Consider the following 26316-nt stretch of genomic DNA (forward strand, 5'->3'; position numbering starts at 1 on the left):
CGCCCTTCAGGGCGGCACGCCAGACCCAAAGCTTTCTGCGTTGTTCCAAACGCTCCTCTTTACCACCCTGCCCGTTGTATACATAGGCATGGGCGTCTTTATGGTTGGCGTCATTGCATCTGATCTGGCAAAGCAAGTGAAAGGGCATGCTAAAAAAGAAGCGGATGCATTCCAGGCGGAGGCAGAAAAAGGCTGGCATGTTCTTCAAGATGCAATTGAGGCCGTTCCTGATTTAATTGCCATTGATAATGGCCATTTCCAGCTTATGACCTGTAACCAGGCCTTTGTAGATGTACTCGATATGCCTAAAAACCAATTGGTTGGTCGAAGCATTGCGGAAATCATGGACCAATTGCAGCCCCGGCTTGTCTACGGTGTGAACGGCAAAAAGATTGAAGAAGGCAAAGAAATCATAAAAGCCCTTTGGGAAGGCTTACAAAATAAGACAACTATTGAATTTGAATTGAATGATGGACGTGCCTTTCTAATGGACTGTGGTCTCCTTCGTTCAGGCGTTCACATTCTCACGGCCCGTGATGTTACAGCTCTTAATCGTTCCACTAAAACACTGAAAAGCATTCTTCACGGTCAACCTTTCCCGGTTCTAGTGTTTGATAAGAAGAAAGAAACTGTGTTGTTCGCCAGTGAAGCTGCTGAAAAGCTTCTAGGCAGCAATATAAAAGGGACCGGCTCGGCATTTTCCAACTTCATACAAAAGCATCATTTGTTATCGAGAGAAGCAGCATCCAAACAAGTGCTGCAAGAAACGGAATTTATGAATGCCGACAATCAAACATTCCCAGTGCTCTTTTCCACGCAGGAAAGTGTGTTTGATGGTAGAGCTGCCATTGTAATGAGCTTCATCGACTTATCGGACCAGAAACGTCTGGAAAGTCAGCTAAAAGAACAGCGTGAAGCTTTGTTCCAAAGTGAAAAAGTCAACGCTTTAGGTACACTCGTAGCGGGCGTGGCCCATGAACTTAATAACCCTCTTACAGTCATTATGACCAACACCCACATCGTGGCTGATGCAGTAAACGACCCAGCTGTTACAGAGCGTATGCAAAAGATTGAAGATGCAGTGGAACGCTGCTCTAAAATTGTACGATCTTTCTTGAACGTAGCACGCAAAGATTACGGCGATTCTGCACCATTCGATCTTGAAAAATGTATGAAGGAAGCAATTGATATTTCCGGCTATAGTTTCCGGCAAAATGACGTTGATATATCTCTTCATATCGCGCCAGATTTACCAGCTATCAAAGGGAACTATAACCAGTTCTATCAGGTATTCTTTAACTTACTCCTGAATGCGCTACACGCTATGTCCTCTCAGGTACGGCAGAAGCTTCTATCCATCACCTGCTCATATGATGAGGTAAACAATATTATCAAAGTGGATATCGTTGATAGTGGCCCTGGTGTACCTGCAAACATACGCAGTAAAGTGTTTGACCCCTTCTTTACTACAAAGGAAGTTGGCACAGGCACGGGGCTTGGATTATTTATTGTCCGCAGTATTGTGGAAGCACATGATGGCAAGATTGACCTTATGCCATCGCAAAAAGGGGCGCACTTCAGGCTTTATCTCCCTGCCTGGACCAAAAACTACGCTGATGCCGCGGAAACGGAGACCGAGGTAGATTGTGCTGATTGCCGAATTCTCATCGTTGATGATGAAGAAGAGATTCTGGATGCTTTAGGACAGATACTCAAAAGCCAAAATCATGATGTAAGCTCCGCACCAAATGGTCAAAAAGCTTTAGAAGTCTTGGCAAACGAACATATCGACTTGATCATCAGTGATTTAAGAATGCCTGAAATGGACGGCCCTCAACTTTATGAAAAAGTGTGCTCTGATTATCCGCATCTTAGCGACAAAACAGTCTTTATGACCGGTGATGAATTATCTCAATTTGCACAGCGCTTTCTATCAACCGCGAACTGCCCTGTACTCAGCAAACCTTTCTCACCAAAGAAAGTAAAAGAACTGTTGGATACTTTTATGCAGGCGGAAGCCTCTTAAAGCGGTGAAACCGCACAATTGAGCAAATAGCCACCACCCCAATAAGTCTTCAAAATTTGAGGCTTTTTGGGGTTTTCCTCAATCTTCTTTCGAAGCCGTGCCACATAGTTATCGATGCTTCGTTCAAACATATTTGCCATACGTCCTTGTGTGGCCTCCAGAAGGAAATCCCTGCTCAAGACTGTTTGTGGATTTTCCATAAACACAAGAAGCAGTCTCGTCTCTCCAGAGCTTAACTGAATAGCATCACCTGCCTCCGTTGATATTTGCTGGTCAATGGCATCCAGCACAAAATCACCAAAACGATATTTCTTGGAATTCTGCTTTGGCGTTTCAATAGATATTTGCTGAGTACGGCGTAATATTGCCTTCACTCTAGCAAGCAGCTCTCTAGGGTTAAATGGCTTGATCATATAGTCGTCTGCACCGACCTCAAGACCAACAACCTTTTCAGTATCTTCAGCTTTGCCAGACAAGAACATAATCGGCAGAGAGTGGCTTTGCCTGAGCGTACGGCAAATGCTAATGCCGTCATCTTGCCCCAGAACAATATCCAAAATGACCAAATCAATATGCTCTTCTGCAATCACCCCCAAAGCCTGCTTTTCATCAGCAGCACATGAGACTTTAAAACCGTTATTTCCTAAATAATGAGATAGGGATTCTCTGATCTCAGGTTCGTCATCAACGATCAGAATATGCGACACACTTGACATTCAAGCTCCATCAAAATTCAGTATTATACTCAATACACTAAGTTAATAATTTTTCTCGAACTTAATAGTTCATATGCCCAATCAAAATGCCTGCCTGAGAACAAATTATAGGTGTAGTCGCTTTGGTTGCACAGGGCGAAGTACAATTTGATACATCTTAGTACATTCTTAATTTGATATTTTACCTATAGTTTGTCGGTCCTTTGGACACTCCTGATTAAGGAATATTAGACAGCTATGAACAAATCAATATTCCTGAATTAAAATTGATGGCAGCAATTTATTTGTATGGTTATGAGGCAACAATCTATCAAATTACGACACTGTCCCTACTGCGGCGGCTGTATGGAAAGAAAGGGGTTCAGTGCAAGCCTTAAAGCTGTGAGCGAAATATACAGCTGTAATGATTGCTGGAGATCCACTAAACTGCTCTCCACGGCTTCGCAAGGTTTTATAATAGGGAACAAACTAATCGTATTAGTTTTGCTCGGTATTCTTTGCGGCATATCTCACGAACTTGTTTCTCTCTGCGGCATGTTAGCGGTCCTTACGCTTTCATGGGTGACTTACGACATTTTCAAAATGCTGCGATATAAGATTACGATGCCACTATTGAAGTATCTGCCAGAAGCATCATCACCACTAAAAGAAAAGAGCTATAAGCGTCAGTGTAAAAATATATTGCGAGGAGAAAATTGGTTAAAGGGGTTGGCGTTAGGAATCAGCACCGCTTCTTTGTTTCTTTCCCCTGTCATCATATTCGCTTCCCTATAAACTTGATACATTCTGACACAAATTGAAACACGACACCTAAGCACTCGCACTCTACCCTTACCTGCATTGATCGAAGGTTGGGGACATAAATATGTTAAAGATCACAAAACAGCGCATTATCAAAACATGCGCAGACTGGTGCCAACAGGAAAGGCGCGGTCCATATCAGATAGATTTTTCTCAGGCTTCAACTATCTGCAAGTGCACAGTAAATGACATTAGAAAGCTCTTCACATCCTGTGAAACGCTTCAACGGTCCATTATTGCTCACGCAAATCAATCAAAGCATCATCCGCTGGTTCTCGCACATGGTTTAATCGCCAGAGATCCGCAACTGCATGCTCTCAGCAAATCAGAAGTTATCAACGTGTTTCAAGATGCTATTGGCTCATGCGCACGTTCGTTTGGTACATCAAAGGCTAACAGGCAGGCCGTAGATGCTACTTCTTCCCATTTCTAACCCACGAGTTACGACATGTTATATGAAAGCGTCGATGCCTATCAGAAGAAATACAGCCCACAAAGCCTGTCAATTGAGCACCAAAAAACCAGTTTTCTGGAAGCATGTGCAATTTGGGCGGAAGCCAATGGCTTTTACAATTTAGCGGAAAAAAATGGCGCTCTTATCTGTCACGACTTTCCCGTCAGATTAAAGCTGACATTCAATAACATAACGCGTTTAAGACGTTCTGTTCTCATGAAGGCCATGAAAGAACACAAACGTTTTCCTCGCCTAATCTTTACAGCCTACGCAGAAACAATGCTCGATCGACCAACTCGTGATCAACTGCCGCTATCTCTTGTTGTAGAAGATATTGAAAAAGATCGGCTACTCAAGCTTTCCGCAACTGCAATCTTGCGAGCAATACCTCAGCTTTAGCCTGTTACAACATTATTCTTTTATCAGTTTTTAGGTTAATCAAATGATTCCTGATCATTTACAATTTATGCTGTCATCCTGGGATTTATCGGAATTTACCGAATGGAAATTCTTGATGCTTTCTCTGGAAGACAATACACCTCACGCAACACCTATCAGTGTTATCAAAAACAGCGCTTATTTTTATCTACACACATGCTCAGGGGAACTCTGTTACCGATTATGCACGGAACGCGACTATAAAGCAGTTTACCTGATCACCAATAAAGTGGGGCAAAACGAACTGGAGTTTATCCTTAAGGTACGTGCTGTTGGTGAACCACACTGCGATATCCCAATAATCCTTATCAGTCCGCCTGTATCAAAAACCATTCGGCACGAACTGGAGGATTGCGGCATCACCGCGGTACTTGAAGCACCTTTTTCAGATAAACAGCTTATCAAACAAACCTTGTCTCTCTGCGCTTGAAATAAAAAAGCCCAGTACAGATGCACTGGGCTTAATCGTCTAATAATTAACCGGCGAGTAAGTCTCGAACAGAAACTTTCAGGCTCTGCCGACAGGCTAGATAACCAATCAAGCAAACGGTGCCCACCATCAGGCTAATAGTGCCAACTACCCAAATCGGATCAGGGTTATAGAAAAGCCCAAACTGATCTTCATAAATCAGAATACCAGCCATCCATGTACCAACAATGGCACCAGCCGCTGCGATAAGGGCGGTTACACCCCAATCATAGAAATTCAGCCACAGGCAATCTTTTTCCTTCAATCCCATACTCATAAGAAGGCCATTTTTCTGCTGATCATCCGCCTTAAAACCGCTCACGGAAGCTGCAACAACAAACAGGGAAAGCACCAGCACCATAGCTGCATAACCGGATGTTACTTTGGTCACGATGCCCAATGTTTTTTCAAGTCGCTGCATCATTTCCTTAAGCGGAAGAAGGGCGAGTGTTGGGTTCGCTTCCCAAAGGCTTGCAAGTTCACTCCATGCCTGTTCCGGCAGGTTCATACTTCCCATATAATAGGTATCAGTTTTAATCTGTTCTCTTGCCGAAAGTGGTACCTGGAACCAAAAGGTGATGAAGCTACCACCCGGTTTATAAGCATGGCTTGCCACTAGAGTGAAAGTATATGTTTCACCACCAATCTGGTACGTCAGTTTATCACCAAATTTGAATCCCATATCGGTCATCACTTCAGGTTCTGCTGAAATCTGTTGCCAATCTTCTGTGCCAACTTCCCAGCGATTACCATCAACAAGGCGATTATTGTCAGGGATTTCATCGGCCCAGCTCAGACGAATAGGTTCCTGTAGTGTCGCCAGTGAATCGCTTGGCTTCTTCATGTAATCATTGAGAAGCACACCATTCACCTGCACAAGCTTAGCCGACAAGAACGGCCTAAGTTGTTTGACCGTACTGCCTGTTTTTTCAGACCAATCGTGAATAGCACCCACATGCTTTTCCTGGGCTTCTGAGATAATCAAATTACCTTCTTCCACACGGCTATTGGTTTCGATCATCGCACTGAAATCACGCATGAGCATTAAGGAAAACAGTAACAGCAAACCACATAGGCCAAGTCCTAAAATCTGTGCAGACTTGGAGAAAATACGCTGCCTCATCATAAAGAAAGCAAACGGCAACAAACCTGCCCGTCGGCTTCCCCAATAATCACCAAGGCGAAGAACCAGCCAACTTAGGAATGTCATGAATATGAGCGCAACAGCCACCGCCCCCAGCGTCATGGCAGTTAAAAGCATATTATCTGAATATACCGCGGCCAGAAGTGTGGCAGACGTCAAACCCCAGAAAAGCCGCTGCAACAGATACCGGTTTTCTGGTGCTTTTCTGATCAGCGAAAGCACAGAAGAACCACGTAACTGATTAAATGTCGGTATTTGAAGGGCCAGCAACAGGATAAAGACAAGCGCCACTGTTTTAATAATTGCCGCAAGGTAAAGACCACCTGACAATCCCGGGAAATAAGCTTGCAGTTCGGCAACAATCAAATCCTGAGCCACAGCTGCGAAAACACACGCGCCTACAGTAGAAAGAACAAATCCTGTAAGCCACTGCCCGCCTGCCATAGCCATGCTTTTTCCAAGCGACGTACCAAAGCTGGTATAAATTGCAATACGGTACCGCATGTTTGCAAGCCACCTGCGGTTGGTCATATCAATGGCGACAGCGGCCATGAAAAAGAGAATAACAGAAGCAAGCCCAAGGAAATTTTCCGTGCGGCGCCAAAACCCTGAGAGCGGGTGTTGGCCACCATACTTCTTTAAAACAGTTGCCCCCGGCAATGCATCCTTAGCCCACGTTTCAATAGTTTCTGCCTGCGCCTCATCTGCCATCATCATATAGCGAAACCGCTGACCACTACTGGCGAGTGCACTCGATGCCAAACTATCCATATGCACCATAGCCCGAAGGTCCACGCTATGCCCTTCCATAAGACGGTCCGGCTCGTGAAAAAGTATCTGGGCTACCTGAAGGTTTTCTCCGCCAATCTTAATCTGATCACCAACGCCAGCACCAAGTTTTGTTGCCAAACGTGATCCAAGCCAAATATCCCCAATGTCAGGCCCACGCTTTGCAGGCATCTGATCGGCTCCTGGTGATGCACCGATCATCAATTGCCCCTGAATTGGGTAGGCATTATCCACAAGTTTCAACTGAACACGTTCCCACCGTTTTTCAAAACTCAGCGTGATTTTCAGTAGCTCAGACTTTGCAAGCCCCTGCGTTTCACTTCGCAACGTTTGAAGTGCTCTATCTTCCAGTGGCACATGGCTTTCCACAACCACATCAGAGCCCAGCATCTGATCCAAGTTCGCTTTCAGATAATTTTGGATAGAGGCACTCACAAGCGTAAGAGTGAGTAGGAAAAACAAAAGCGCAGTTTGCGTCAGCACCGTAATCCTGCCGTCCGCAGCCTTCAGGTCATGCCGAGCGTTATCCCATATCAATTTCACCGTGCTCATGCCGCTATCTCCAGCGCACCATTCTCTAGCCTCAAGCTTTTATCCGCGAGGCTCGCTAGCCGATTGCTGTGTGTTACCACCACAAGGCCACACTCGGTTTCCCGGGCGAAACCGAACATCAGATCAATCACGGTTTCTGATGTACGGGCATCAAGATTGCCGGTTGGTTCATCTGCAAAAATAAAACGCGGGCGACTAACGAAAGCGCGTGCCATTGCTATACGCTGCTGTTCTCCACCACTTAGCTGATGGGGTTTATGGCCCGCTCGTTTTTCAAGGCCAATTTTGCCAAGCCAATCAGCCGCGATATCAAAGGCATCCTTGTTACCTTTCAGGCGAAGTGGCAGTGCAAGGTTTCCAATTGCATCCAGCTCGGGCATCAGATGAAACTGCTGGAAAATAAAGCCCGAGTTCGCACGCATGGCCATTTTATCAATAGGTGTTCCACCCACATTGAACACGACTTCACCCTCTTCCGGGTCTTCAAGCCCGGCGGCAATGGAAAGAAGGCTGGATTTTCCAGCTCCTGATGGCCCAACAATGGCTAAAATTTCCCCTGTACCAATGGTTTGGGACAGATTATCGAATAACTCAATACGCTCCGCGGCCGTATCAAAATAATGACTGATGTTGTTCAGTTCTATTGTATCTCGCATCACTGCTATCTCCTCTGCTGTCAGAGGAAAACTAACAAGGTGAATGTCAAATAAAGGTGAAATGAAAACAGGGTGTCAGTTGACATCCAATTGACATACCAACAGCTATGCTGCTTTGTTCAAAGTAACGAAAGGGTGGTTCATGCGTATATTGATTGTTGAAGACAATCTGGATCTTCAAGCCAACATTGCCGAATATCTGGAAAACGACTTCGACCTCGATTTCGCCTATAGTGGTCCACAAGGATTAGAGCTTGCTCTTGGTGATGAATATGATGTGATCGTCCTTGATTTAATGTTGCCTGGCTGTGATGGCCTTGAAGTATGTGCCACCTACCGAAATGAAGCCGAGGTTCAGGCCCCTATATTAATGCTAACTGCTCGTGATACTCTTGATGACAAAGAAGCCGGCTTCACGGTGGGTGCCGATGATTATCTGGTAAAACCTTTTTCGCTCAGAGAACTTAAAATGCGGCTTGAAGCACTTGGTCGCCGCCCCAAAGTACGTGCGAAGCATGATCTATCTTTCGCGGGCATAAGTCTTAATCAAGAAGGGCTTTTTCTTATTGAAGAAAACCGTACAGTTTCTATCGTTGAAAAAGAGCGCACTATTATGAAGCTGCTTTTAAATGCTGCGCCTGAAATTGTCTCCACCGAAAATATAAGTTATGCGCTATGGAAAGATGAACCACCAGAATCCGGCGCCTTAAGAACTCACATATATAACCTCCGGAGAGCGTTAAATGATATTGGCAAAGATGGGCTTTTAAAAACGATCCGCGGCAAAGGCTATGCCCTTCAGGCAGAGAAATAATATGGTGAAGAACAAACGAAAAGTTCGTAGTTTAGTGCTCAGAAGCTATATCAGCTCTGCCCTCTTTAGCTTTGCGGTTTTCACTTATATGGCTGTGATGTTTGGCTTTGACCTTGAAGACCAGATTTTTGACGTTCAGCTTAACAATGCCGCTGATGCACTTATTGAAAACATTGATACTGCTGATGCCAAGAGCGGCAAAACAGCTGCCTATGAACTGGACTATTACCGTGGATGGGAAAACCTGCCGCCTTGGCTTAAAAGTCAGATAAACCCGGAATGGACAACTCGAAACCTTGAGATTTTCGGTGAAGAAAGAGGTCATTTTCATGCAGCCGTAAGAACTCTGGAAAATGGTGACAGGCTTTATCTGGTTTTTAATGCAAGGCCTTTTGTTCGTTCCACGCCCTATATAAAATTATATTTGGTTGTTATCGGGGTCATGGGCGGAGTTATTCTGCTTATATCCTTGTTCTTTATGGTTAGGGTTACAAAGAAGGTATCCAAGCCACTAGAAACAATGGCAGAAGCACTGTCAGGCAGCGAAAGTCTTTCCACACAATTTGATATTTCAAATAGAGCGCCCAAAGAACTTCATACACTGGCAGATGCAATTACTGACAGAAATGCGAGAATTGAAGAACTTCTTGAACGTGAACAGCAGTTTAATCGAGATGCCAGCCACGAACTACGCACACCTCTTGCCGTAGCACTTGGCGCCCTTGAAATTCTCGAAGAAACTTCTGAAAAGACCAAGGCCTTTACCCGTTTGAAAGCCGCGGTACAGGATATGCAAATGCTCACTGAAGGTATTCTATGGTTAGGTAGAGACGCTTCAACAGAAGAAATCTGTAATATTTATTCCGCATGTGAAACATTAATAGCCAGCTATTCTTACCTAACAGGAAATCGCCCTATTACGTTGAGCCTGGAAGGTGAAAAAGACAGCATAATCCCTGCACCTGAGCCGGTCGCGCTCGTAATGGTAGGAAATCTTCTTAGAAACGCTCTTTCCTATACAGAAAAAGGTAGCGTACAAGTTACTGTAAACCATAACTCAATGACTATAATCGATACAGGAATTGGTTTTGGCCGTGTAGATAAACGTGTGGAAGGGTTCGGTGTTGGCCTTAGTCTCGTGAAAAGATTAAGCGATCACTTCAACCTTGATTTCAATATTCAAGCCGGTGAAACAGACGGAACCACAGCCACGTTAAGGTGGAAAGAAAAAGCTGACGGCATTTGACAGTGGTTTGACATAGCGCTTGTTAAACAGTCTCCATAAGGAGACAAAATATGACGACAGCACTTTTCAAAACTTTCGCCGCAGCCACCGCAATTCTGGTCAGCAGTTTAACTGCTTCAGCACAAACCTATGTGCAGCAACTGGGGTATGATGCGCCTGATGGAAACCGCATTACCGGCTTTATCTACCAATCTAAAGACACCAAAAGAGATGCCCCGCTTGCAGTGCTTATGCACGGCTTGATGGGTTCAAGCCTCTATTGGCTTGCTGAAGATAATATGATGTTCGGTGACGATGTCACTGAAATGCTTATTGACCGTGGATACCGTGTTCTTGCTCTTGATGCCCGCAGACACGGCGCTCGCCGTAGTGGTGACAAACCAATGGCATTGGTGAAAGCAGCACGCCGAGGCAACAGTCAAGCTTACCAAAACATGATCAACAACACGGTGAAGGATTACCAGTATCTGCTGGATAAGATGCTGAAGAACTTCAAAGGCACAGAAAAGGTCGTGGTTATGGGCTATAGTATGGGCGCACAAATGGGCACACTGTTGGCCTCTCAGGATAAAAGAGTCACACATTTGGTCACAATGGTACCGCCAGCGGTAAGAAACGTGCCTGAAGTATCCCCCATCAATTTTGCTGCTGATGTGAAAGCACCTTGGCTGCTTATTACCGCAGAAAATGACGAGTATTCCACCGACAAACAAAACGCTGAGCTGATAGCAGCGGGTTCAACAATCACCAATAAAAGTTTCGACAGCGGGCATGTGTTGCCGCAAGCCTATGTAAAAACGATAGAAACATGGCTCAACACTCAGCAGTAAACCTCGCGGTATATTGCACCTTCTTGGGCTGGTACCTAGTGTCAGCTCTTTTTTTGTCACCAAATTTTAATGATGTGCTTAGTCGAATTCATTTGAAATGAATGGCGGAGACGAAGGGATTCGAACCCTCGATACCGTTGCCAGTATACTCCCTTAGCAGGGGAGCGCTTTCGACCACTCAGCCACGTCTCCGCCGCCGTATCTATGGCAATGCGCTCTCTCTGTCAACGATCAGTTTGAAAAAAATTCGTCATATCTCGCAATCCCCCTATATCCCTAAGGATACGGAGAAAAATTTCTTTCAAGGGGAGCATAAAATGAAGGCACTTCGCACAAACGATGACAGATTCGAGAATCTAAAAGACTGGCCTTATTCCCCCAATTATCTTGATGATCTAAAAGGTTATGAAACTCTGCGCGCTCACTATGTGGATGAAGGCCCAGAAGATGCCAAGCATACTTTCCTTTGCCTCCACGGTGAACCAAGTTGGTCGTATCTATACCGGAAAATGATTCCTGAATTTCTGGATAGTGGTGCTCGGGTAGTTGCCCCAGATTTTTTCGGTTTTGGTCGATCAGATAAACCTGTTGATGACGCAAACTACACTTTTCATTTTCACCGCAATTATCTGCTAGCATTCATTGAAAGACTGGACCTAAAAAACATAACTCTTGTATGCCAAGACTGGGGCGGCCTGCTTGGGCTTACACTTCCCTTTGAAATGTCAGACCGCTTTAATCGTTTGATTGTTATGAATACAACAATTGCTATCGGCAGGCCTGCTGGTGATGGTTTCAATGCGTGGCGGGATTATGTAGCCAACACCCCAGATTTCCCTGTCGGCGGCCTTATGAAACGTTCCACTCCTATCCTCACAGATGAAGAAGTTTCCGCCTATGATGCACCTTTCCCTGATGACAGTTACAAAGCAGGTGTGAGACGCTTTCCGCAACTGGTAATGACAGACCCAGCTATGGAAGGTGTAAATACTTCAAAAAAAGCACTCAAGTTCTGGCAGGAAAAATGGAAAGGTCAGAGTTTCATGGCTATCGGCATGCAAGACCCGGTCCTGGGGCCGCCTGCCATGCAGTGGCTGAATGAACAAATCAACGACTGCCCTAAACCGATGGAAATCGCAGATGGCGGACACTTCGTTCAAGAATGGGGGAGAGAAATCGCCAACGCTGCTCTAAAACACTTTGGAGATATCTAAAGCGTAAGCACTATCGGCTTGGGTGCCACCATCCAATTGTGGCACTCCCAGCCCTAAGTCTATCCATTGCACAGGACCGCTCCAATCGGCTGCTACTGGAGCACCCCTAACACCACCCTGCATATCTCTGCTACCGTTAATAGGAACGGAGAGGGCCATTACATAAACATCGGGAAACTGTAATCCAGCAAGCGGCAGAATGGTTACTTCTACGGTTTGATCATACCCTCTGTGATAGGAACTACGTATCTGAAGGCAAGCACCCACAGGCATACCACACACCAACTGCAATGTTGTTAAAACATCCTGGCGCTGTGAAGCAGAAACAAACTGCATATAATCTTTGCCAGCCGTTTCCGCTTCTAACCGCGCAGTTACATTTGTTCCAGCCATGATAACTCGAACACTGTCATCGAGTAGCTTCGCCACAGACAGATCCGGGATTAAATCCGGGATACGGCTTGCCTTTAAGGTATTCCGCAACGGCATATCGCGCCCACCGTCTCGCGGAAGGTCACGCCAGATACGTTCCAGGAACATACTTTTTGGTGTGCGTTTAAACAAGTTAGTCACCCCAATCGCAACTTACAGATAACGCTTTACATCTAACGCATAATACCACCTGAACGTTAACAAAATATACTCGAATATATAAAATTCTGGATAAACTTAGTGTTCAAGGCCAGTATTCCCTTATTGAAATTTCTTCATTCAAGAAAACGAGGGCTATATTCAATGTCTAACTCCGAGAACCGAGATACACGCCTGCTACCACCACATATTTTTTTGGGGTCTGCTATATCCATTGTAGTTCTCGGTTATTTAGAAACAGGGAAAACCGCCACCTTCAACATAGGAGGGTATCTTGTTGGGTTTGCTGTATTCATAATATTTTGGGCTGCAATGGAATTTAAAAAAGCCCAGACAACCATACACCCGAACAGCGAGGCTCGCGCCCTTATTACAAAGGGACCATTTGCCTACAGCCGAAATCCAATATACTTGGCTATGCTTTTTGCTTTATGTGGCTTTTGGATTGGCTCAGATGCCTATAGTCCCGCCATTATAGTGGCGGCGTTCCCAATACTCATTCACACACTTTTTATTAAAAAAGAAGAAGCTATCTTAGAACAACTTTTCGGAAATGAATATCGTGCATATAAAGCACAGGTAAGACGTTGGGTATAATTCAATAACAAACTTTTATCCTATATCCAAAAGGCTTCACCCATTATAAAACTGCATTCATTTTAGCATTATACACTGAGTATTTTTATGTCGCTTGGGATCAAAAACTTCAGATCAGCTGAATTTAAAGAAGCTGCAAAACAACATGGTTTGAAGAATATTTACGAAGACTCTTTTTTCCGTATCACCTGCTATGAAGGTGAAGGTGATGAAGTGTGTCTATCATTTCTAGGTATTGGTGAAGGTATTGGCGGCATTTCACTTCAGAAAGAAGAGTTTTTTGGCACTGCCAGCGCTGGCTGTAAGCGTTCTGTTATTTTCATTTTCGATAAAAAACGACATTGGTTTCATAGTCACGAGAAAAACAAGGTTTTATTTGATTTTATTAGAAATTATTGCGCTGAACATTCATTCAAAAAGACTTTTGCGATCGGCAACAGTATGGGTGCCTTCGGAGCACTTGTTGCTACACGCTATATGAAGATAGACCGAATACTTGCGATCTCGCCTCAATACTCAATGGACCTATCCATTATTCCCGAAGAAAATCGCTGGAAAGAATGGCAACGTAGAATTCCGTCTTTTGAGGTACAAACTATAGATGAAGGAAACTTCGACAATGGTCTATGTTTCATCATCCATGGTGCGAAAGGTATAGATAGCATTCATACCGCTGCGTTTCCAAAACACCGAAACATCTATCACTATGTGATGCCCAATGAAGGCCATGAAGCAGTTAAAGCTATTAAAGCACAAGGCTACTTAATTCCAGCAGTCAATACTGCGTTCACCGGCCGAATAAAAGACTTCCATACCCTGATGCTGGATAAAGGTTTAATACTGCGTGAACGGCCCAATATTCTTCAAGGCTTCATAAACCGCATAAAGATGATCTTCAGCTAACTAACCTTGAAACTCAAGCATGGTTTCAATCAAGGCTTTGATACAGGGCTGCACTGCTGCGGCCTTTTCATTCCCATATGCAAACGGAAACTGCTCTTCCATATATGTAATCTGTGAAAGCTCTAACTGCACTGCATGAACTCCCTTTTCAGGCCGACCATACTTCCGCGTGATAAAGCCGCCCTTAAACCTGCCATTTAAGACAGCAGTATATTTTTCAAACTGCTCCGCAACCTTCAGAAGCTCTTCACCAAGCCTGCTATCACAGCTCGCACCACTGTTGGTCCCTAGATTAAAGTCTGGCAGGTTACCTTCAAAGAAACGAGGCACCTCAGAAGCGATAGAATGCGCATCCCATAAAAGCGCATACCCATGCTGGGCTTTCAAGCGATTCAGTTCTTCCTCAATTCGGTTATGATAGGGCTCCCAGTATGTCTTCACCCGCTCAGCACATTCTTCATCAGATGGTTTTTCTCCATCCAGATAAATCTGTTCTTCAGGAAATGTGGTTGTCGGACAAAGCTCAGTGACATTCTGGCCCGGATACAGACTTTTCCCAGATGGGTCTCTGTTCAAGTCAATCACATAACGGGAATGGTTAGCAGCAATAACGGTTACATCCATGTCAGCGAGGAATGCATAGAGTTTCGGCAAATGCCAATCCGTATCTGTAAGCTTATGCGCAGCATCTGTCATACGCTCCATATATGGGCCAAGACTTTCACCACTATGTGGCATGGAAACAAGGAGGGGGCTATTCCCCCTCACAAGATTAAAGATGTCGCTCACAGAGCTTCGCTCCCCATATGCGTTGAAGGCAGTAAGCTTTCAACATAGGAGTTCAAAGAGCCTGCAGCAACCATTTCGCGGATTGCTTCAATATCGGGTGCGAAATAGCGATCACGCTCATAAACATCGACAGATTTACGGATATCTGCATGCACCTCTTCAAGTACATCGCTTGACGTGTGAGGCCTGTGAAAATCAATACCCTGTGCAGCACCGATAAGCTCAATAGCAATCACCGTACCACTGTTGAAAGCAATATCATGCAATCTGCGACCAGCAAATGTAGCCATGGAAACATGATCTTCCTGCCCCGCCGATGTCGGGATACTGTCCACACTTGCGGGATGTGCCAGTGTTTTATTCTCGCTCACAAGCGCCGCTGTCGTTACCTGGGCAATCATGAAACCACTGTTCAACCCACCATCTTCCACAAGGAACGCTGGCAGGCCAGACATGTTCGGGTCTACAAGCAAGCTGGTGCGGCGTTCAGAAATAGAAGCGATTTCGCACGCTGCGAGCGCAAGCATATCTGCTGCCATCGCCACGGGTTCCGCATGGAAATTACCTCCAGAAAGAATATCACCTTCATCAGGGAAAATAAGCGGGTTATCCGTTACAGCATTTGCTTCGGTAAACAGAGTATCAGCCGCCTGGCGCATTACACCTAACGCTGCGCCCATAACCTGTGGCTGGCAGCGAAGGCTATATGGGTCCTGCACCTTTTCACAATCGTGGTGGGATTGGTTAATCTCACTGCCTGAAATCAAGCTGCGATACATAGCTGCCGTATCAATCTGCCCCTGTTGCCTGCGTACTGCGTGAATACGCGGATCAAATGGCACCATGGAACCTTTCATGGCATCTACAGACATTGCACCAGCTACCATGGCCGCCGCGAACACATTCTCAATCTCAAACAGCCCCGAAAGTGCGAGCGCTGTTGAAACCTGTGTACCATTGAGAAGCGCCAAGCCCTCTTTGGCAGCAAGTGACATAGGCTTTAGCCCAATGCGAGATAATGCTTCCTTGGCGGAGATTACTTCACCAGCAGCACGAACCTCACCAACACCCAGTAGAACCGCTGACATATGCGCGAGCGGCGCCAAATCACCGGATGCCCCAACAGAACCTTTTGCAGGAATAACCGGGTAAAGTTCTGCATTCAGAAGGGCGATCAACGCGTCAATCACGCTCTGCCGAATACCAGAATAGCCCTGTGCAAGGCTGGTCGCTTTCATCGCCAGGATCAAGCGCACAACACCATCAGCAAGCGGCTCACCCACACCTGTTGCGTGCGAGAGTACAAGGTTTTCCTGAAGCTGTTCTACATCCTCAGAAGCAATCCGGGTATTTGCCAGCAAACCAAACCCTGTGTTGATACCGTATGCTGTATCGCCGCGATCAACTAGATCAGTTACCGTTTGGCGGGCACGATCAATATTCGCAAAATCACTACGGTCCAGCTCAAACTGAATCGGGTTTTCATAGATATGCCTAAGATCTTTAAGGCTAAGGCTACCCGCTTTTCTAATCATTTTATGGTCAGACACTTGGAGAACTCCTTACTTATCAAGCATCGGCAGATTTAGGCCTTTATCGCGTGCACAATCTTTCGCGATATCATAGCCTGCATCTGCATGGCGCATCACACCCGTTGCTGGGTCATTCCACAGCACACGCTCTACACGCTTAGCTGCTTGCTCTGTACCGTCACACAGAATCACAACGCCCGAATGCTGACTGTAACCCATACCAACACCACCACCGTGATGAAGACTTACCCATGTTGCGCCTGATGCTGTGTTAAGAAGCGCATTAAGAAGCGGCCAATCTGATACAGCGTCAGAACCATCCATCATTGCTTCAGTTTCACGGTTCGGGCTTGCAACAGAACCACTATCCAAATGGTCACGGCCAATCACCACAGGGGCCTTTAGTTCCCCGTTTTTCACCATTTCATTGAACGCAAGCGCGAGGCGGTGCCTGTCACCGAGGCCAACCCAACAAATACGCGCTGGCAAACCTTGGAACTGAATACGTTCACGCGCCATATCAAGCCAGTTATGAAGGTGTGGATTATCAGGGATAAGTTCTTTCACCTTCTGGTCGGTCTTATAAATATCTTCCGGGTCTCCGGAAAGTGCAGCCCAGCGGAATGGGCCAATGCCCTGGCAGAAAAGCGGACGAATATATGCAGGCACAAAACCAGGGAAATCAAACGCGTTTTCAACACCTTCATCAAAGGCAACCTGGCGGATATTATTACCGTAATCTACTGTTGGGATACCCATATTGTGGAATGCAAGCATTGCTTCAACGTGCTTGGCCATAGACGGTTTTGAAGCAGCAGATACTTCCTCAGGGGCTGTTTCGCGCTTTGAAATCCATTCATCCACTGTCCAACCAATTGGTAGATAACCATTTACCGGATCATGGGCTGAGGTTTGGTCTGTTACCGCATCAGGACGGATACCTTTTTCAACCATCTGCGGCAGAATTTCAGCCGCATTTCCAAGCACACCAACGGAAATTGCCTTACCATCTGCATGAGATTTTTCAATCATCTCAAGTGCTTCTTCAACAGTATCTGCTCGCGCATCCAGATAACCAGTATTCAAGCGGAAATCGATGCTACTTTCCTGACACTCAATCGCCATACATGACGCGCCCGCCATAGTAGCTGCAAGTGTTTGTGCTCCGCCCATGCCACCAAGGCCAGCAGTGAGAATCCACTTACCTGTAAGATCGCCACCAAAGTGCTGACGACCCATTTCAACAAATGTCTCATAAGTGCCCTGAACAATGCCTTGTGAGCCAATGTAAATCCATGAACCCGCTGTCATCTGTCCGTACATCATCAGACCTTGTTTATCGAGCTCATTAAAATGTTCCCAGTTCGCCCAAGCCGGCACAAGGTTTGAGTTGGCGATCAGGACGCGCGGCGCATCTTCATGGGTGCGGAACACACCTACCGGCTTACCTGACTGAACAAGCAGTGTTTCATATTCTTCCATGCCCTTCAGTGTTTCAACGATGCTATCAAAACACTCCCAGTTACGGGCCGCACGACCAATACCACCATAAACAACAAGCTCATCCGGGTTTTCAGCAACCGCAGGATCAAGGTTGTTCATCATCATCCGCATTGGAGCTTCTGTTGCCCAACTTTTACATGTGAGCTCAGCACCCGTTGGCGCATGAATATCAGGGCGATTTTTCATCTGTATATCCCTTTTATTTTTATGTATTTGCAGACGCGCCAACGTTTGAAAAACGCGCGCTTAATTCATATCGGTCACCGGGGTAGAGAAGACGTGCAAAGCTCGCTACACGCTCTCCTGTCCATGTCCGGCGGTTAATTTCAAGACACGGGGTGCCTTCTTCAATTTCAAGGAGTTCAGCTTCTCTTGCAGTAGGCGCAACAGCACGCACCACATGTTCGGCACGCAGGAGCGGTGCCACTGAAAGGAGATAATCTGTCGGTGTCGTCTCAGAAAAATCTTCCAGAAGCAGGTCAGGTGCAATATCCGGGTTCACCCAGCGTTCTTCAAGTTCAATAGGTTGCCCGTCACCCTTATGAATAATCAACAGGTGGAACAATTCCGTACCACTATCTGCGCCAAATTCTCCAGCAAATGCCTCAGACGCTTTCACACTATTCTGGCTCAAAACTGTTGCAGACCAAACCTCACCACGAGAAGCAAGTTCGTCACGGATGCTTTCAATATCCGCCGCCTGTCCGCGCATACGGCGGCCCGCCACAAAACTACCCATACCTGCTCTGCGGATTATATGTCCTTCATCTGTAAGCTCTCGAAGCGCACGGTTCACTGTCATCCGTGAAACGCTAAGTTCCCGAACCAGCTCATTTTCGCTTGGTAGTTTATCACCAGCTTCATAATCACCGCCTTCAATGGCAGAAAGTACGTACTGCTTTACTACTTCATACCGGGTAAGAGGTGCATTCATGATTATGCCTCCATCGCCATAGCAATTTCGCGCACAGTTTCTTTGTAAGCGCCAAAGATATCTTCTTCATATTTATGCTTGCCCCCACGCACGACCCATTCTCCTGCCACCATCACATCAGAAATTGGATTTGGCTGGCCCGAGAAAATGAAGCTATCCATCACCTGTCCATAAAAAGAACCTGCCATCATCGGATTATCCCGGTTAATCACCAATAGGTCAGCGCGCTTGCCAACAGCGATTTCACCAATAGGCTGCGCCAGCGCCTGAGCGCCACCTCTTGCCGCTTCACGCCACAGGTATTCACCTGTATGACCACCCCCTTCATAGGTCAGCACAGTACGTTTTTGCCGCGCGAGACGTTGTCCATATTCAAGCAAACGTAGTTCTTCTCGCGCATCTACACTGATATGACTATCTGACCCAATACCAAAGCCGCCCCCCATTTGGGTGTATTCAGGCACGGGGAATAATCCGTCCCCAAGGTTTGCTTCAGTTGCAGGGCACAAGCCTACCACCGCACCGCTTTTGGCAATCGCCTTCCACTCATGCTCCTGCACGTGAGTAGCGTGCACAAGACACCAGCGTTCATCTACATTCTGGTTTTCCAAAAGCCACTCAACTGGCCGTTTACCGGAATGTGCGACAGATGCTTCCACTTCCTTCATTTGCTCAGCAATATGGATATGGATAGGTGCCTTCAGGTTAATGTTTTCAATAGCATCTACCGCACCCGCAAAATTTTCCTCAGGCACTGCACGAAGGCTGTGGAAAGCCATACCAAGCTGATGCCTACCGCTGATGCGTGGCTTCAGCACCTGTAGGAGGCGTTCAAATTCTTTGTTGCAGTGGAGGAAGGGTTTCTGTCCATCGCTCGCTGACTTACCACCAAAATCAGAAGCCTGGTAAAGAACGGGAAGATGGGTGAGCGCGATACCACTATCATTCGCAGCTGCCAATACCGCTTCGCTCATCGCCAGCGCCTGATCAGTATGGCTGTTATGAAGATAATGAAACTCTCCAACAGCGGTATAACCAGCTTTCAGCATTTCAACATAAAGAGCACTGGTGATAACTTTAAGCGCATCAGGGTTCATCTGTGCAGCGAAATGATACATGGCATTGCGCCAGCTCCAGAAATCTGATTGCCCAGCTTCTCTATATTCTGCAAGGCCTGCGAACGCGCGCTGGAAAGCATGGCTGTGCAGATTTGGCATAGATGGTAGCACTGTTTCATGCACGTCGGCTTCTAACGGGATATCCACACCGGAGTGTACCGCAGCGATTACTCCATCACTTGCCACCTCCACGCAGATATTAAGCGCCCAATCACCGCCTAAAAGGCCCTCTTTAAAATAGAGTTTTTGCATCTTCATCTCCACTTGTATATACAAGTTCATACAAGTTAGATTATGTGTCAACAAAAAGCTGTGGTATAAGAAGCGAAATAACTGGGGAGGAAGGCAATATGGCTGGTTTTGAAACACTTTACCGGAATGTTCGCATTGCAACCATGGTAAAGGAAGACATGCCCTACGGCATGATTGAACACGGTGCTATCGGCGTGAAAGATGGACGACTCGCCTACGTAGGATCGGAATCTGAATTACCTTCCGCCGACGCAGACGAAACCAAAGATTGTGGCAATATGCTTGCCCTGCCCGGCTTTATTGATCCTCACACTCATATCGTCTTTGGCGGCAACCGCGCCATTGAGTTTGAAAAACGCCTGAACGGCGCATCCTATGAAGAAATCGCACGCGCAGGTGGCGGTATTCTGTCCACAGTGAATGCAACACGTGCAGCAAGCCTGGATGAACTAACTGAAAGTGCCACAAAACGCCTGCTACAACTGAAAACTGAAGGTGTTACGACAGCCGAGATTAAATCCGGTTACGGCCTTACATATGATGACGAAAAGAAAATGCTGCGAGCGGCTAAGGCCGCAGGCAAAGAAGCTGGCATAGATGTAAAAACCACTTTCCTCGGCGCTCACGCCCTGCCACCAGAATTTGCTGGTGATAAAGAAGGGTATATTGATCACATCTGTGAAATGATGCTGCCCGCCCTTGCAAAGGTGGGTATCGTCGATGCGGTTGATGCTTTTTGCGAGGGCATTGGCTTTTCGTATGAGCAAACCAAGCGCGTGTTTGAAACAGCTGAACGGTTCGGCATTCCCGTGAAGCTTCACGCTGACCAACTCTCCGACCTATCCGGTGGTAAACTGGCTGCAGAATTCAATGCGCTATCAGCTGACCATCTGGAATACGCAAGTGCTGAAAGTGTTACCGCGATGGCGGAAGCAGGAACTGTGGCAGTTCTACTGCCCGGTGCGTATTATACACTTTCTGAAACCAAACGCCCACCAGTTGAAATGATGCGGCAAGCAGGCGTTGATATGGCACTGGCAACAGATGCCAACCCCGGAAGTTCCCCCGTACAATCGCTTCAACTTATGCTTCATATGGGGTGTACACTCTTCGGCTTAACGCCTGAAGAGGCAATTGCAGGCATTACCAGAAATGCAGCTAAAGCACTAGGTCTGCAGGATGATCGAGGCACGCTGGAAGCGGGCAAACGGGCAGATATCCTTCTATTTGATATCGAAACACCGGCTGAGCTTTGCTACTGGGTTGGCGGCCAAATACCATCTGAGATTATCAGCGCTTTATAACTTTGATTTAGCGAAATGAATTGGCCCAAACTTAAGCACAAACAACCCAAATGCCAGAAGCCACATACCACCAGATGCTCTGATCAGCATGTCGTAATGATCATACATAAAAGCCGCCATAATACGGAGGGCCGCCGCTAAATTGACCGCTGTGTAAATAGCTGTCAAAACAGCGCTATCTGTAAGCGGCAAGTTTGCATGCCCAAGTGTTGCTCGTGTCATCACCGCGAGGGTAGTACTTCCCATTGCGCCAATGGTCCACGCATGAAGGGCCGTTGTTTCATCAATCAGATCCATCCCTGAAAGCGCCAGCAACGCAAAACCAATAGGCACCCAAAGGTAGGATATGTGAAGGACAAGCACGATAGGACTGCTGAAGGTTTTCATACCCTTCCAGCGCATAAGCCTAATCACATGCAACACCATCGCGGCGACAGAAACAAATAAGGTATAACCACTATAACCAGCGATAAATAAAACAAAGGTAAGGACCGTAAACAGGATCACTACCACATCGAACTTATTGAACATAATTGGCAGCTGGTCGTCCATGTTTGTTATACCATCCTCAACCAGCTTTTTCTTAAGCCAATTAGCGGTAAAGGCCGGAATAATCCGGCCGCCAATAATGCAGATAAGCAGTAATAAAATTGCAAGCCCTGTTTGCCAAGGCAGGAAAGGTACTTCCAGCAATTCCAGTCTGTTTAGATTGGCAACCAACGCAGATAGGAAAAACAAAACAAACACAGCGATGATTTTGAAATTCCGCTTATTGCCTCCAGCGATCACTTCACGCGCAGCAAGCCCGACAAACATAGCAAAAAACAGGATCTCAGAAACAGACGCTACATTCATAGCCTGAATATCAAACAAAAGTGCCGCCGCCGACAACCGAGCGATAAACCACAAACCAAACATCAGTGCTAAAGTTCCCCCACGGACAGGAGTTCGCCCGATCCAATTAGGTATAGCCGTGAAAGCAAACCCTGCAACCACCGCTCCACCATAACCATAGATAAGCTCATGTGCATGCCAACTGATTACATCACCAGCCAGCTCCACCCCGGCGGCCAGATATATTATCCACAACCCAAGTGATACAATCGCCCAGAGCGCCGCAGAGAAAAAGAAAACTCGGAATGAACCCGCAAAAATAGCCGGGCCGTTATAGAGTACTGTCATAGCGTCACCTTTCAGCTAGTTGGCCGAAGGTTAGGACATTTGATCACATTACACCATGTGACATGGTGTCTAGGTCTGTCGTGGCATCACTGGATCTAGCTGAAGGAAACTATCCACCCATCTAGCAAAGGCTGCCGGTACTGTGATTTCAACAGCACCATAGTGAATAGCGATAAATCCCCGGGCTTTATAATCCTTCAATTCTTTCCCGATAGCGACCCTGCTTACCCCAAGCATATCAGCCAACTCATGCTGGTTGATGTTGAGATAAGAGTTTTCATGATGCTTCATCATTTGGAGAAGCGCTTTCCCGAGACGGTACTTAAGGGGATAACGCCTGAGATCATCAATCCATTCAAGGGCATTATGGAGCTGTTCAGTTACCGATTTTAACATCAGAACCGAAAGTTCAGGCTCTTCATTTAAAAGGCCTTCAAAAGCTGTTCGAGAGATATGGCGAATAGATGTTTCACCAACCGTGATACCATCATGTGTACGTGGCAGGCCTGCAAGTAGAGGAAACTCTCCATAGCACTGCCCTGCTTTAAGGACCGCACTTACAAGAAACTTACCTTCCACATCCATTTTTCCAAAGCAAACACTGCCTTTTGTAATAATGGAAAAAGCTTCGGTTTCATCGCCCCTGCTCTGAATATGTTGATCCGGCGCATAATGGGTAATACTTCCAAGCATATCCAGCTTCTGCCGCAACAAATCCGGTAGAGAACTGTAAAGGCTTGGAACACCCAGGCTAGGGATATAGCTCATCTTCTTCACCAAATGATAACTAATTTGCATTTCAAGTTACCAGCTTTTGATAAGCTTGTCATTCACCGTGGGAGGGATGAATGGACTACAAACTGATTATACCTTTGATATTCTTGGGATTCGCCTTGGCAGAAATTATCTCTTCACGCTTTTTCAGCCAACCAGATGAAGAAAAAGGCGATAAATGGGTGGAAATTATCAGCACCTTGATGCTTACAGGTGTAACCCAGCCTTTCATTCTAGTATCCGCTATGTATCTGTCAGGGCAAGTTGCTCCAACCTATGCTGGCTCGCTGGCTGAACTCGCCATCGGGTTCAAAATACTCATTCTGCTGATCGGCGATGATATGATGCAATATTGGTGGCACCGCGCTTCCCACACTTTTCCGTTTCTTTACGGACTGCACCGTGCGCACCACAATGGCAACTATATGAGCATACGTATCGTCTACCGAAACAACATTCTTTACTACAGCCTAATGCCGTCCTTGTGGATTTCAGGCGTACTCATCTATCTGGGGCTTGCAGATATCTATATATATTATGTTGTGGTGAAAATGTCGGTCATCTTCGGTGCACATTCAAATGTGCGCTGGGACAAGCCTTTCATTGAGCATGCTTGGCTTTCACCAATTTACTGGGTTCTTGAACGCACTATATCCACACCCGCTACGCATGCTGCTCACCACGGTAAATATGCTGATGATCCCGCAACTAATTACAAAGGTAATTTTGGGAACCTGCTGTTTTTCTGGGATATTCTTTTCGGTACCACGAAAATCACACGAACATATCCGAAGGAATATGGTGTTGAAAACCTTGCGCCCATGAGTGCCAAAGCGCAGCTTCTTTGGCCGATATTGCAGGACGAAACATCCCCTGCGGAGGAAATAACTCCAGCAAAATCTCTAAAAACATCGAATGCTGCTGCGGAATAGCATCTGCAACCGATTGTTTTCAAAGGGACTATCTGTCCGGGCATTCTTTTTAAAGAACCACGCCATGCCCGGACAGTTAATTACTGGCTCTCACAAGGAAAATTGATTTCCCTCCTTTCATACATGACAGGAGGAAACCATGATTTTCAAAACAACATTTATCTCGCTTCTAGCACTCACAACCTCGGCCTACGATGAACTGCCTAAAGTCTGCGACGACACATACAAATGCTCATATTCAGGCTTAGGCTTGGTGGCAAGCAAAGAAGACGGCGCCGAAACTTATCTGCCCATCATACAAAATGCCGCGCAAATATTTGAGAAACACTTTGGAAAAAAAACGGGTTTAACTGCCCTGACACTTGGTGGTTCTGTGCCTGATACCTTTAAAGACGCACTTAAAAAAAATGGTTACACAACCATTATGCCTTGGCTCACACCAGATCAAAAATCAAAATTGGTAGCTAGTAATATTAAGAAACAAATAAAAGCCCAACAACCTTCACTACCTGATGCCACAGTGGATACTATCGTTGCAGAACAAGTTGAAAAGCTGCAAAAGCAAGGTGCCGTTCAGTCTGGTGATCTGGAAAAAGGTGTGCTCGCTCATGAACTGGCCCATATGTGGTTTCATCATGCCTATTACCCAGATTCGGAACCAGATGGTGAACCACAATATGGCAGTGATGCTCCCGACTGGCTTGACGAGCTTTCAGCTGTTCTCGCAGAAAATGAAGCTGTTACAAAAGGCCGTTTAAAAGCTCTTAAGAAGCTTGCCGCATCGGGGAACTTTGATGCCTTCTGGCCACTTGAGGAATACTTCCAGATGGAACACCCTCTTTTCAGACAGGTAACCAAAATACGGGAGCAAGCATCAAAATCAAAGGAAAGTTCCAGCATTATGATTAAAAACCTGGATGATTTTGACTTAGGCGAAAACGTCAGAAACCCAGCTGATTTTTACGCACAATCAAGAGGATTTGCGGATTACCTTATGGATAAATCTGGCAATCCTGCAATTTTTCATGAGATTGCCAGCCATATTTCTGATGGTCATTCTATGGAAAGCTGGCTAGCAAAAAATGGAAAACAGCATAACATTCCAACAAGCATTACCGAATTGGAAGCCGACTGGCACACATGGATGAAAAGCTATTACGCGAGTTAATCCTCGGCAACCATAGCCGCTAATTTTCGGGACAGGGTTTCACGAGCTTTCTCAGGCATACCAGCTTTGGCAAGTTCTTTTGCAATCCTGTCCTCAGAAAGGTCCTTCCTCTCTAAACTCAGGAATACAGGTTTCATCTCACCAGAACTATCTTCCAAACGGATGCTCTTGAGATTGAGTGTATCAAGCTCTTGCGCGGTTACTCGCCCATTCACGTTCTGATCCGCATTTTCAAGAAGCATAAAGAGCGCTTTACGGCTTTCATCTCTGGCATCTGTTGCAGTGAGATACGCATCAGCATTGGTATCAAGTGCAGAAAGAAGCATCTGCGCTGGTTCACTTGCAGGCTGTTCATAAAACGCTGCTAAAGAAATCCCAGCAGCCAGTAGCGCTGCAATACTCAGAGATTTTGTAGAAACTGGAAAACGGTTCTCAGGGCTAGCGATATATTCCTCAATTGAACCGCGCAACACATCACTTGCGGTTTGACCGCGTGCCTTACACGCTTCCATAAAGCTTGTTTTCTTCGAGTATTCGAGCCTTATTTCAAGGCTTTCGCTTTTCTTCTCTCGCCGAGGCATCACTGAT

At 46.1% G+C, this 26316-nt stretch carries 25 protein-coding genes and 1 tRNA gene; 13 read left to right on the forward strand and 13 right to left on the reverse strand.

Translation table 11 applies throughout. From position 1 onward, the window contains the following. On the forward strand, positions 1-2026 hold a 2026-nt coding region (locus MF542_RS05920; RefSeq protein WP_247016970.1), incomplete at its 5' end, for a hybrid sensor histidine kinase/response regulator. Here MF542_RS05920 and MF542_RS05925 read toward each other — a convergent pair. Next, entirely contained in the window at positions 2023-2742 is a 720-nt protein-coding gene (locus tag MF542_RS05925) for a response regulator (RefSeq protein ID WP_247016973.1), read from the reverse strand. The genes MF542_RS05920 and MF542_RS05925 overlap by 4 nt on opposite strands. An 865-nt stretch (positions 2743-3607) precedes the next feature. Between MF542_RS05925 and MF542_RS05930 the strand changes: the two genes are divergently transcribed. Genes MF542_RS05930 through MF542_RS05940 form a run of 3 tightly spaced genes read left to right on the forward strand, consistent with a single transcriptional unit; the run spans position 3608 to position 4865 of the window. Further along, positions 3608-3976 (forward strand): hypothetical protein, encoded by a 369-nt coding sequence (locus MF542_RS05930; protein WP_247016975.1) that lies wholly within the window; start codon positions 3608-3610, stop codon positions 3974-3976. A 15-nt stretch (positions 3977-3991) separates the two neighbouring features. Then, positions 3992-4396, forward strand: coding sequence for a hypothetical protein (locus tag MF542_RS05935; protein ID WP_247016977.1), 405 nt, complete (start codon positions 3992-3994; stop codon positions 4394-4396). A gap of 43 nt (positions 4397-4439) precedes the next feature. After that, a complete protein-coding gene (locus MF542_RS05940; RefSeq protein WP_247016979.1) occupies positions 4440-4865 on the forward strand; it encodes a hypothetical protein in 426 nt (141 codons plus the stop codon). A 46-nt stretch (positions 4866-4911) separates the two neighbouring features. Here the strand turns inward: MF542_RS05940 and MF542_RS05945 are convergent, their stop codons facing one another. Further along, positions 4912-7389 carry an ABC transporter permease gene (locus tag MF542_RS05945; RefSeq protein ID WP_247016981.1) on the reverse strand — a complete coding sequence of 826 codons (2478 nt, stop codon included), beginning with the start codon at positions 7387-7389 and terminating at the stop codon, positions 4912-4914. Then, positions 7386-8045 (reverse strand): ABC transporter ATP-binding protein, encoded by a 660-nt coding sequence (locus MF542_RS05950; RefSeq protein WP_247017937.1) that lies wholly within the window; start codon positions 8043-8045, stop codon positions 7386-7388. Before MF542_RS05950 ends, MF542_RS05945 begins: the two co-directional genes overlap by 4 nt. Positions 8046-8187: 142 nt before the next feature. Between MF542_RS05950 and MF542_RS05955 the strand changes: the two genes are divergently transcribed. The 3 genes from MF542_RS05955 to MF542_RS05965 are packed head-to-tail and all read left to right on the forward strand — an operon-like array spanning position 8188 to position 10935. Next, on the forward strand, positions 8188-8859 hold the full coding sequence (locus MF542_RS05955; RefSeq protein ID WP_247016983.1) for a response regulator transcription factor: 672 nt from the start codon (positions 8188-8190) through the stop codon (positions 8857-8859). A 1-nt stretch (position 8860) separates the two neighbouring features. Continuing rightward, a complete protein-coding gene (locus MF542_RS05960; protein ID WP_247016985.1) occupies positions 8861-10105 on the forward strand; it encodes a sensor histidine kinase in 1245 nt (414 codons plus the stop codon). 50 nt (positions 10106-10155) lie between these two features. Further along, positions 10156-10935, forward strand: a complete 780-nt coding sequence (locus MF542_RS05965; protein WP_247016987.1) for an alpha/beta hydrolase family protein — start codon at positions 10156-10158, stop codon at positions 10933-10935. A gap of 102 nt (positions 10936-11037) precedes the next feature. On the opposite strand, the gene MF542_RS05970 is transcribed toward MF542_RS05965, so the two are convergent. Then, a tRNA-Ser gene (locus MF542_RS05970) sits at positions 11038-11127 on the reverse strand. Between the two features lie 125 nt (positions 11128-11252). On the opposite strand from MF542_RS05970, the gene MF542_RS05975 reads away from it, so the two are divergent. Continuing rightward, positions 11253-12149, forward strand: a complete 897-nt coding sequence (locus tag MF542_RS05975) for a haloalkane dehalogenase (protein ID WP_247016989.1) — start codon at positions 11253-11255, stop codon at positions 12147-12149. Here the strand turns inward: MF542_RS05975 and MF542_RS05980 are convergent. After that, the gene (locus MF542_RS05980; RefSeq protein WP_247016991.1) at positions 12126-12722 is read right to left on the reverse strand and encodes a PAS domain-containing protein; all 597 of its coding nucleotides are present in this window, start codon (positions 12720-12722) and stop codon (positions 12126-12128) included. The two genes, MF542_RS05975 and MF542_RS05980, sit on opposite strands and share 24 nt — an antisense overlap. A gap of 162 nt (positions 12723-12884) precedes the next feature. Here MF542_RS05980 and MF542_RS05985 point away from each other — a divergent pair, with 162 nt between their 5' ends. After that, positions 12885-13337 (forward strand): methyltransferase family protein, encoded by a 453-nt coding sequence (locus MF542_RS05985; RefSeq protein ID WP_247016993.1) that lies wholly within the window; start codon positions 12885-12887, stop codon positions 13335-13337. An 87-nt stretch (positions 13338-13424) separates the two neighbouring features. Beyond that, the gene (locus MF542_RS05990; RefSeq protein WP_247016995.1) at positions 13425-14240 is read left to right on the forward strand and encodes a hypothetical protein; all 816 of its coding nucleotides are present in this window, start codon (positions 13425-13427) and stop codon (positions 14238-14240) included. On the opposite strand, the gene hutG is transcribed toward MF542_RS05990, so the two are convergent. From hutG to MF542_RS06015, 5 genes are read right to left on the reverse strand one after another with little or no spacing between them, the layout of a single operon-like run. Then, positions 14241-15029, reverse strand: a complete 789-nt coding sequence (gene hutG / locus MF542_RS05995; RefSeq protein ID WP_247016997.1) for an N-formylglutamate deformylase — start codon at positions 15027-15029, stop codon at positions 14241-14243. After that, entirely contained in the window at positions 15026-16564 is a 1539-nt protein-coding gene (gene hutH, locus MF542_RS06000; RefSeq protein WP_281501588.1) for a histidine ammonia-lyase, read from the reverse strand. The genes hutG and hutH overlap by 4 nt, the downstream gene beginning before the upstream one ends. Positions 16565-16591: 27 nt before the next feature. After that, complete coding sequence (gene hutU / locus MF542_RS06005; RefSeq protein ID WP_247017001.1) at positions 16592-18250, reverse strand: urocanate hydratase; 1659 nt, start codon at positions 18248-18250, stop codon at positions 16592-16594. A 19-nt stretch (positions 18251-18269) separates the two neighbouring features. Next, the gene (hutC, locus tag MF542_RS06010) at positions 18270-18998 is read right to left on the reverse strand and encodes a histidine utilization transcriptional repressor HutC (RefSeq protein WP_247017003.1); all 729 of its coding nucleotides are present in this window, start codon (positions 18996-18998) and stop codon (positions 18270-18272) included. A 2-nt stretch (positions 18999-19000) separates the two neighbouring features. After that, positions 19001-20368, reverse strand: a complete 1368-nt coding sequence (locus MF542_RS06015) for a formimidoylglutamate deiminase (protein ID WP_247017005.1) — start codon at positions 20366-20368, stop codon at positions 19001-19003. Between the two features lie 98 nt (positions 20369-20466). Here MF542_RS06015 and hutI point away from each other — a divergent pair, with 98 nt between their 5' ends. Further along, on the forward strand, positions 20467-21672 hold the full coding sequence (hutI, locus tag MF542_RS06020) for an imidazolonepropionase (RefSeq protein WP_247017007.1): 1206 nt from the start codon (positions 20467-20469) through the stop codon (positions 21670-21672). Here the strand turns inward: hutI and MF542_RS06025 are convergent. Beyond that, positions 21667-22854 carry an NnrS family protein gene (locus MF542_RS06025; protein ID WP_247017009.1) on the reverse strand — a complete coding sequence of 396 codons (1188 nt, stop codon included), beginning with the start codon at positions 22852-22854 and terminating at the stop codon, positions 21667-21669. The two genes, hutI and MF542_RS06025, sit on opposite strands and share 6 nt — an antisense overlap. Positions 22855-22923: 69 nt before the next feature. Beyond that, entirely contained in the window at positions 22924-23622 is a 699-nt protein-coding gene (locus MF542_RS06030; RefSeq protein ID WP_247017011.1) for a Crp/Fnr family transcriptional regulator, read from the reverse strand. A gap of 80 nt (positions 23623-23702) precedes the next feature. On the opposite strand from MF542_RS06030, the gene MF542_RS06035 reads away from it, so the two are divergent. Together MF542_RS06035 and MF542_RS06040 are read left to right on the forward strand one after the other, a co-directional pair. Next, positions 23703-24560, forward strand: a complete 858-nt coding sequence (locus MF542_RS06035; RefSeq protein WP_247017013.1) for a sterol desaturase family protein — start codon at positions 23703-23705, stop codon at positions 24558-24560. A 139-nt stretch (positions 24561-24699) separates the two neighbouring features. Next, entirely contained in the window at positions 24700-25728 is a 1029-nt protein-coding gene (locus MF542_RS06040; RefSeq protein WP_247017014.1) for a hypothetical protein, read from the forward strand. Here MF542_RS06040 and MF542_RS06045 read toward each other — a convergent pair. Next, on the reverse strand, positions 25725-26312 hold the full coding sequence (locus MF542_RS06045; RefSeq protein WP_247017016.1) for a hypothetical protein: 588 nt from the start codon (positions 26310-26312) through the stop codon (positions 25725-25727). The genes MF542_RS06040 and MF542_RS06045 overlap by 4 nt on opposite strands. Positions 26313-26316: the final 4 nt, after the last annotated feature.

The sequence above is a fragment of the Kordiimonas laminariae genome (assembly GCF_023008165.1).
Classification (GTDB): Bacteria; Pseudomonadota; Alphaproteobacteria; order Sphingomonadales; family Kordiimonadaceae; genus Kordiimonas; species Kordiimonas laminariae.

Excerpts from the sequence above, each read along its gene's own strand:
- MF542_RS05925 (WP_247016973.1), bottom strand. The coding sequence starts at position 2,742 with ATGTCAAGTGTGTCGCATATTCTGATCGTTGATGACGAACCTGAGATC.
- MF542_RS05930 (WP_247016975.1), top strand. The coding sequence starts at position 3,608 with ATGTTAAAGATCACAAAACAGCGCATTATCAAAACATGCGCAGACTGG.
- MF542_RS05935 (WP_247016977.1), top strand. The coding sequence starts at position 3,992 with ATGTTATATGAAAGCGTCGATGCCTATCAGAAGAAATACAGCCCACAA.
- MF542_RS05940 (WP_247016979.1), top strand. The coding sequence starts at position 4,440 with ATGATTCCTGATCATTTACAATTTATGCTGTCATCCTGGGATTTATCG.
- MF542_RS05945 (WP_247016981.1), bottom strand. The coding sequence starts at position 7,389 with ATGAGCACGGTGAAATTGATATGGGATAACGCTCGGCATGACCTGAAG.
- MF542_RS05950 (WP_247017937.1), bottom strand. The coding sequence starts at position 8,045 with ATGCGAGATACAATAGAACTGAACAACATCAGTCATTATTTTGATACG.
- MF542_RS05955 (WP_247016983.1), top strand. The coding sequence starts at position 8,188 with ATGCGTATATTGATTGTTGAAGACAATCTGGATCTTCAAGCCAACATT.
- MF542_RS05960 (WP_247016985.1), top strand. The coding sequence starts at position 8,861 with ATGGTGAAGAACAAACGAAAAGTTCGTAGTTTAGTGCTCAGAAGCTAT.
- MF542_RS05965 (WP_247016987.1), top strand. The coding sequence starts at position 10,156 with ATGACGACAGCACTTTTCAAAACTTTCGCCGCAGCCACCGCAATTCTG.
- MF542_RS05975 (WP_247016989.1), top strand. The coding sequence starts at position 11,253 with ATGAAGGCACTTCGCACAAACGATGACAGATTCGAGAATCTAAAAGAC.
- MF542_RS05985 (WP_247016993.1), top strand. The coding sequence starts at position 12,885 with ATGTCTAACTCCGAGAACCGAGATACACGCCTGCTACCACCACATATT.
- MF542_RS05990 (WP_247016995.1), top strand. The coding sequence starts at position 13,425 with ATGTCGCTTGGGATCAAAAACTTCAGATCAGCTGAATTTAAAGAAGCT.
- hutH (WP_281501588.1), bottom strand. The coding sequence starts at position 16,564 with ATGATTAGAAAAGCGGGTAGCCTTAGCCTTAAAGATCTTAGGCATATC.
- hutU (WP_247017001.1), bottom strand. The coding sequence starts at position 18,250 with ATGAAAAATCGCCCTGATATTCATGCGCCAACGGGTGCTGAGCTCACA.
- hutC (WP_247017003.1), bottom strand. The coding sequence starts at position 18,998 with ATGAATGCACCTCTTACCCGGTATGAAGTAGTAAAGCAGTACGTACTT.
- MF542_RS06015 (WP_247017005.1), bottom strand. The coding sequence starts at position 20,368 with ATGCAAAAACTCTATTTTAAAGAGGGCCTTTTAGGCGGTGATTGGGCG.
- hutI (WP_247017007.1), top strand. The coding sequence starts at position 20,467 with ATGGCTGGTTTTGAAACACTTTACCGGAATGTTCGCATTGCAACCATG.
- MF542_RS06025 (WP_247017009.1), bottom strand. The coding sequence starts at position 22,854 with ATGACAGTACTCTATAACGGCCCGGCTATTTTTGCGGGTTCATTCCGA.
- MF542_RS06030 (WP_247017011.1), bottom strand. The coding sequence starts at position 23,622 with ATGAGCTATATCCCTAGCCTGGGTGTTCCAAGCCTTTACAGTTCTCTA.
- MF542_RS06035 (WP_247017013.1), top strand. The coding sequence starts at position 23,703 with ATGGACTACAAACTGATTATACCTTTGATATTCTTGGGATTCGCCTTG.
- MF542_RS06040 (WP_247017014.1), top strand. The coding sequence starts at position 24,700 with ATGATTTTCAAAACAACATTTATCTCGCTTCTAGCACTCACAACCTCG.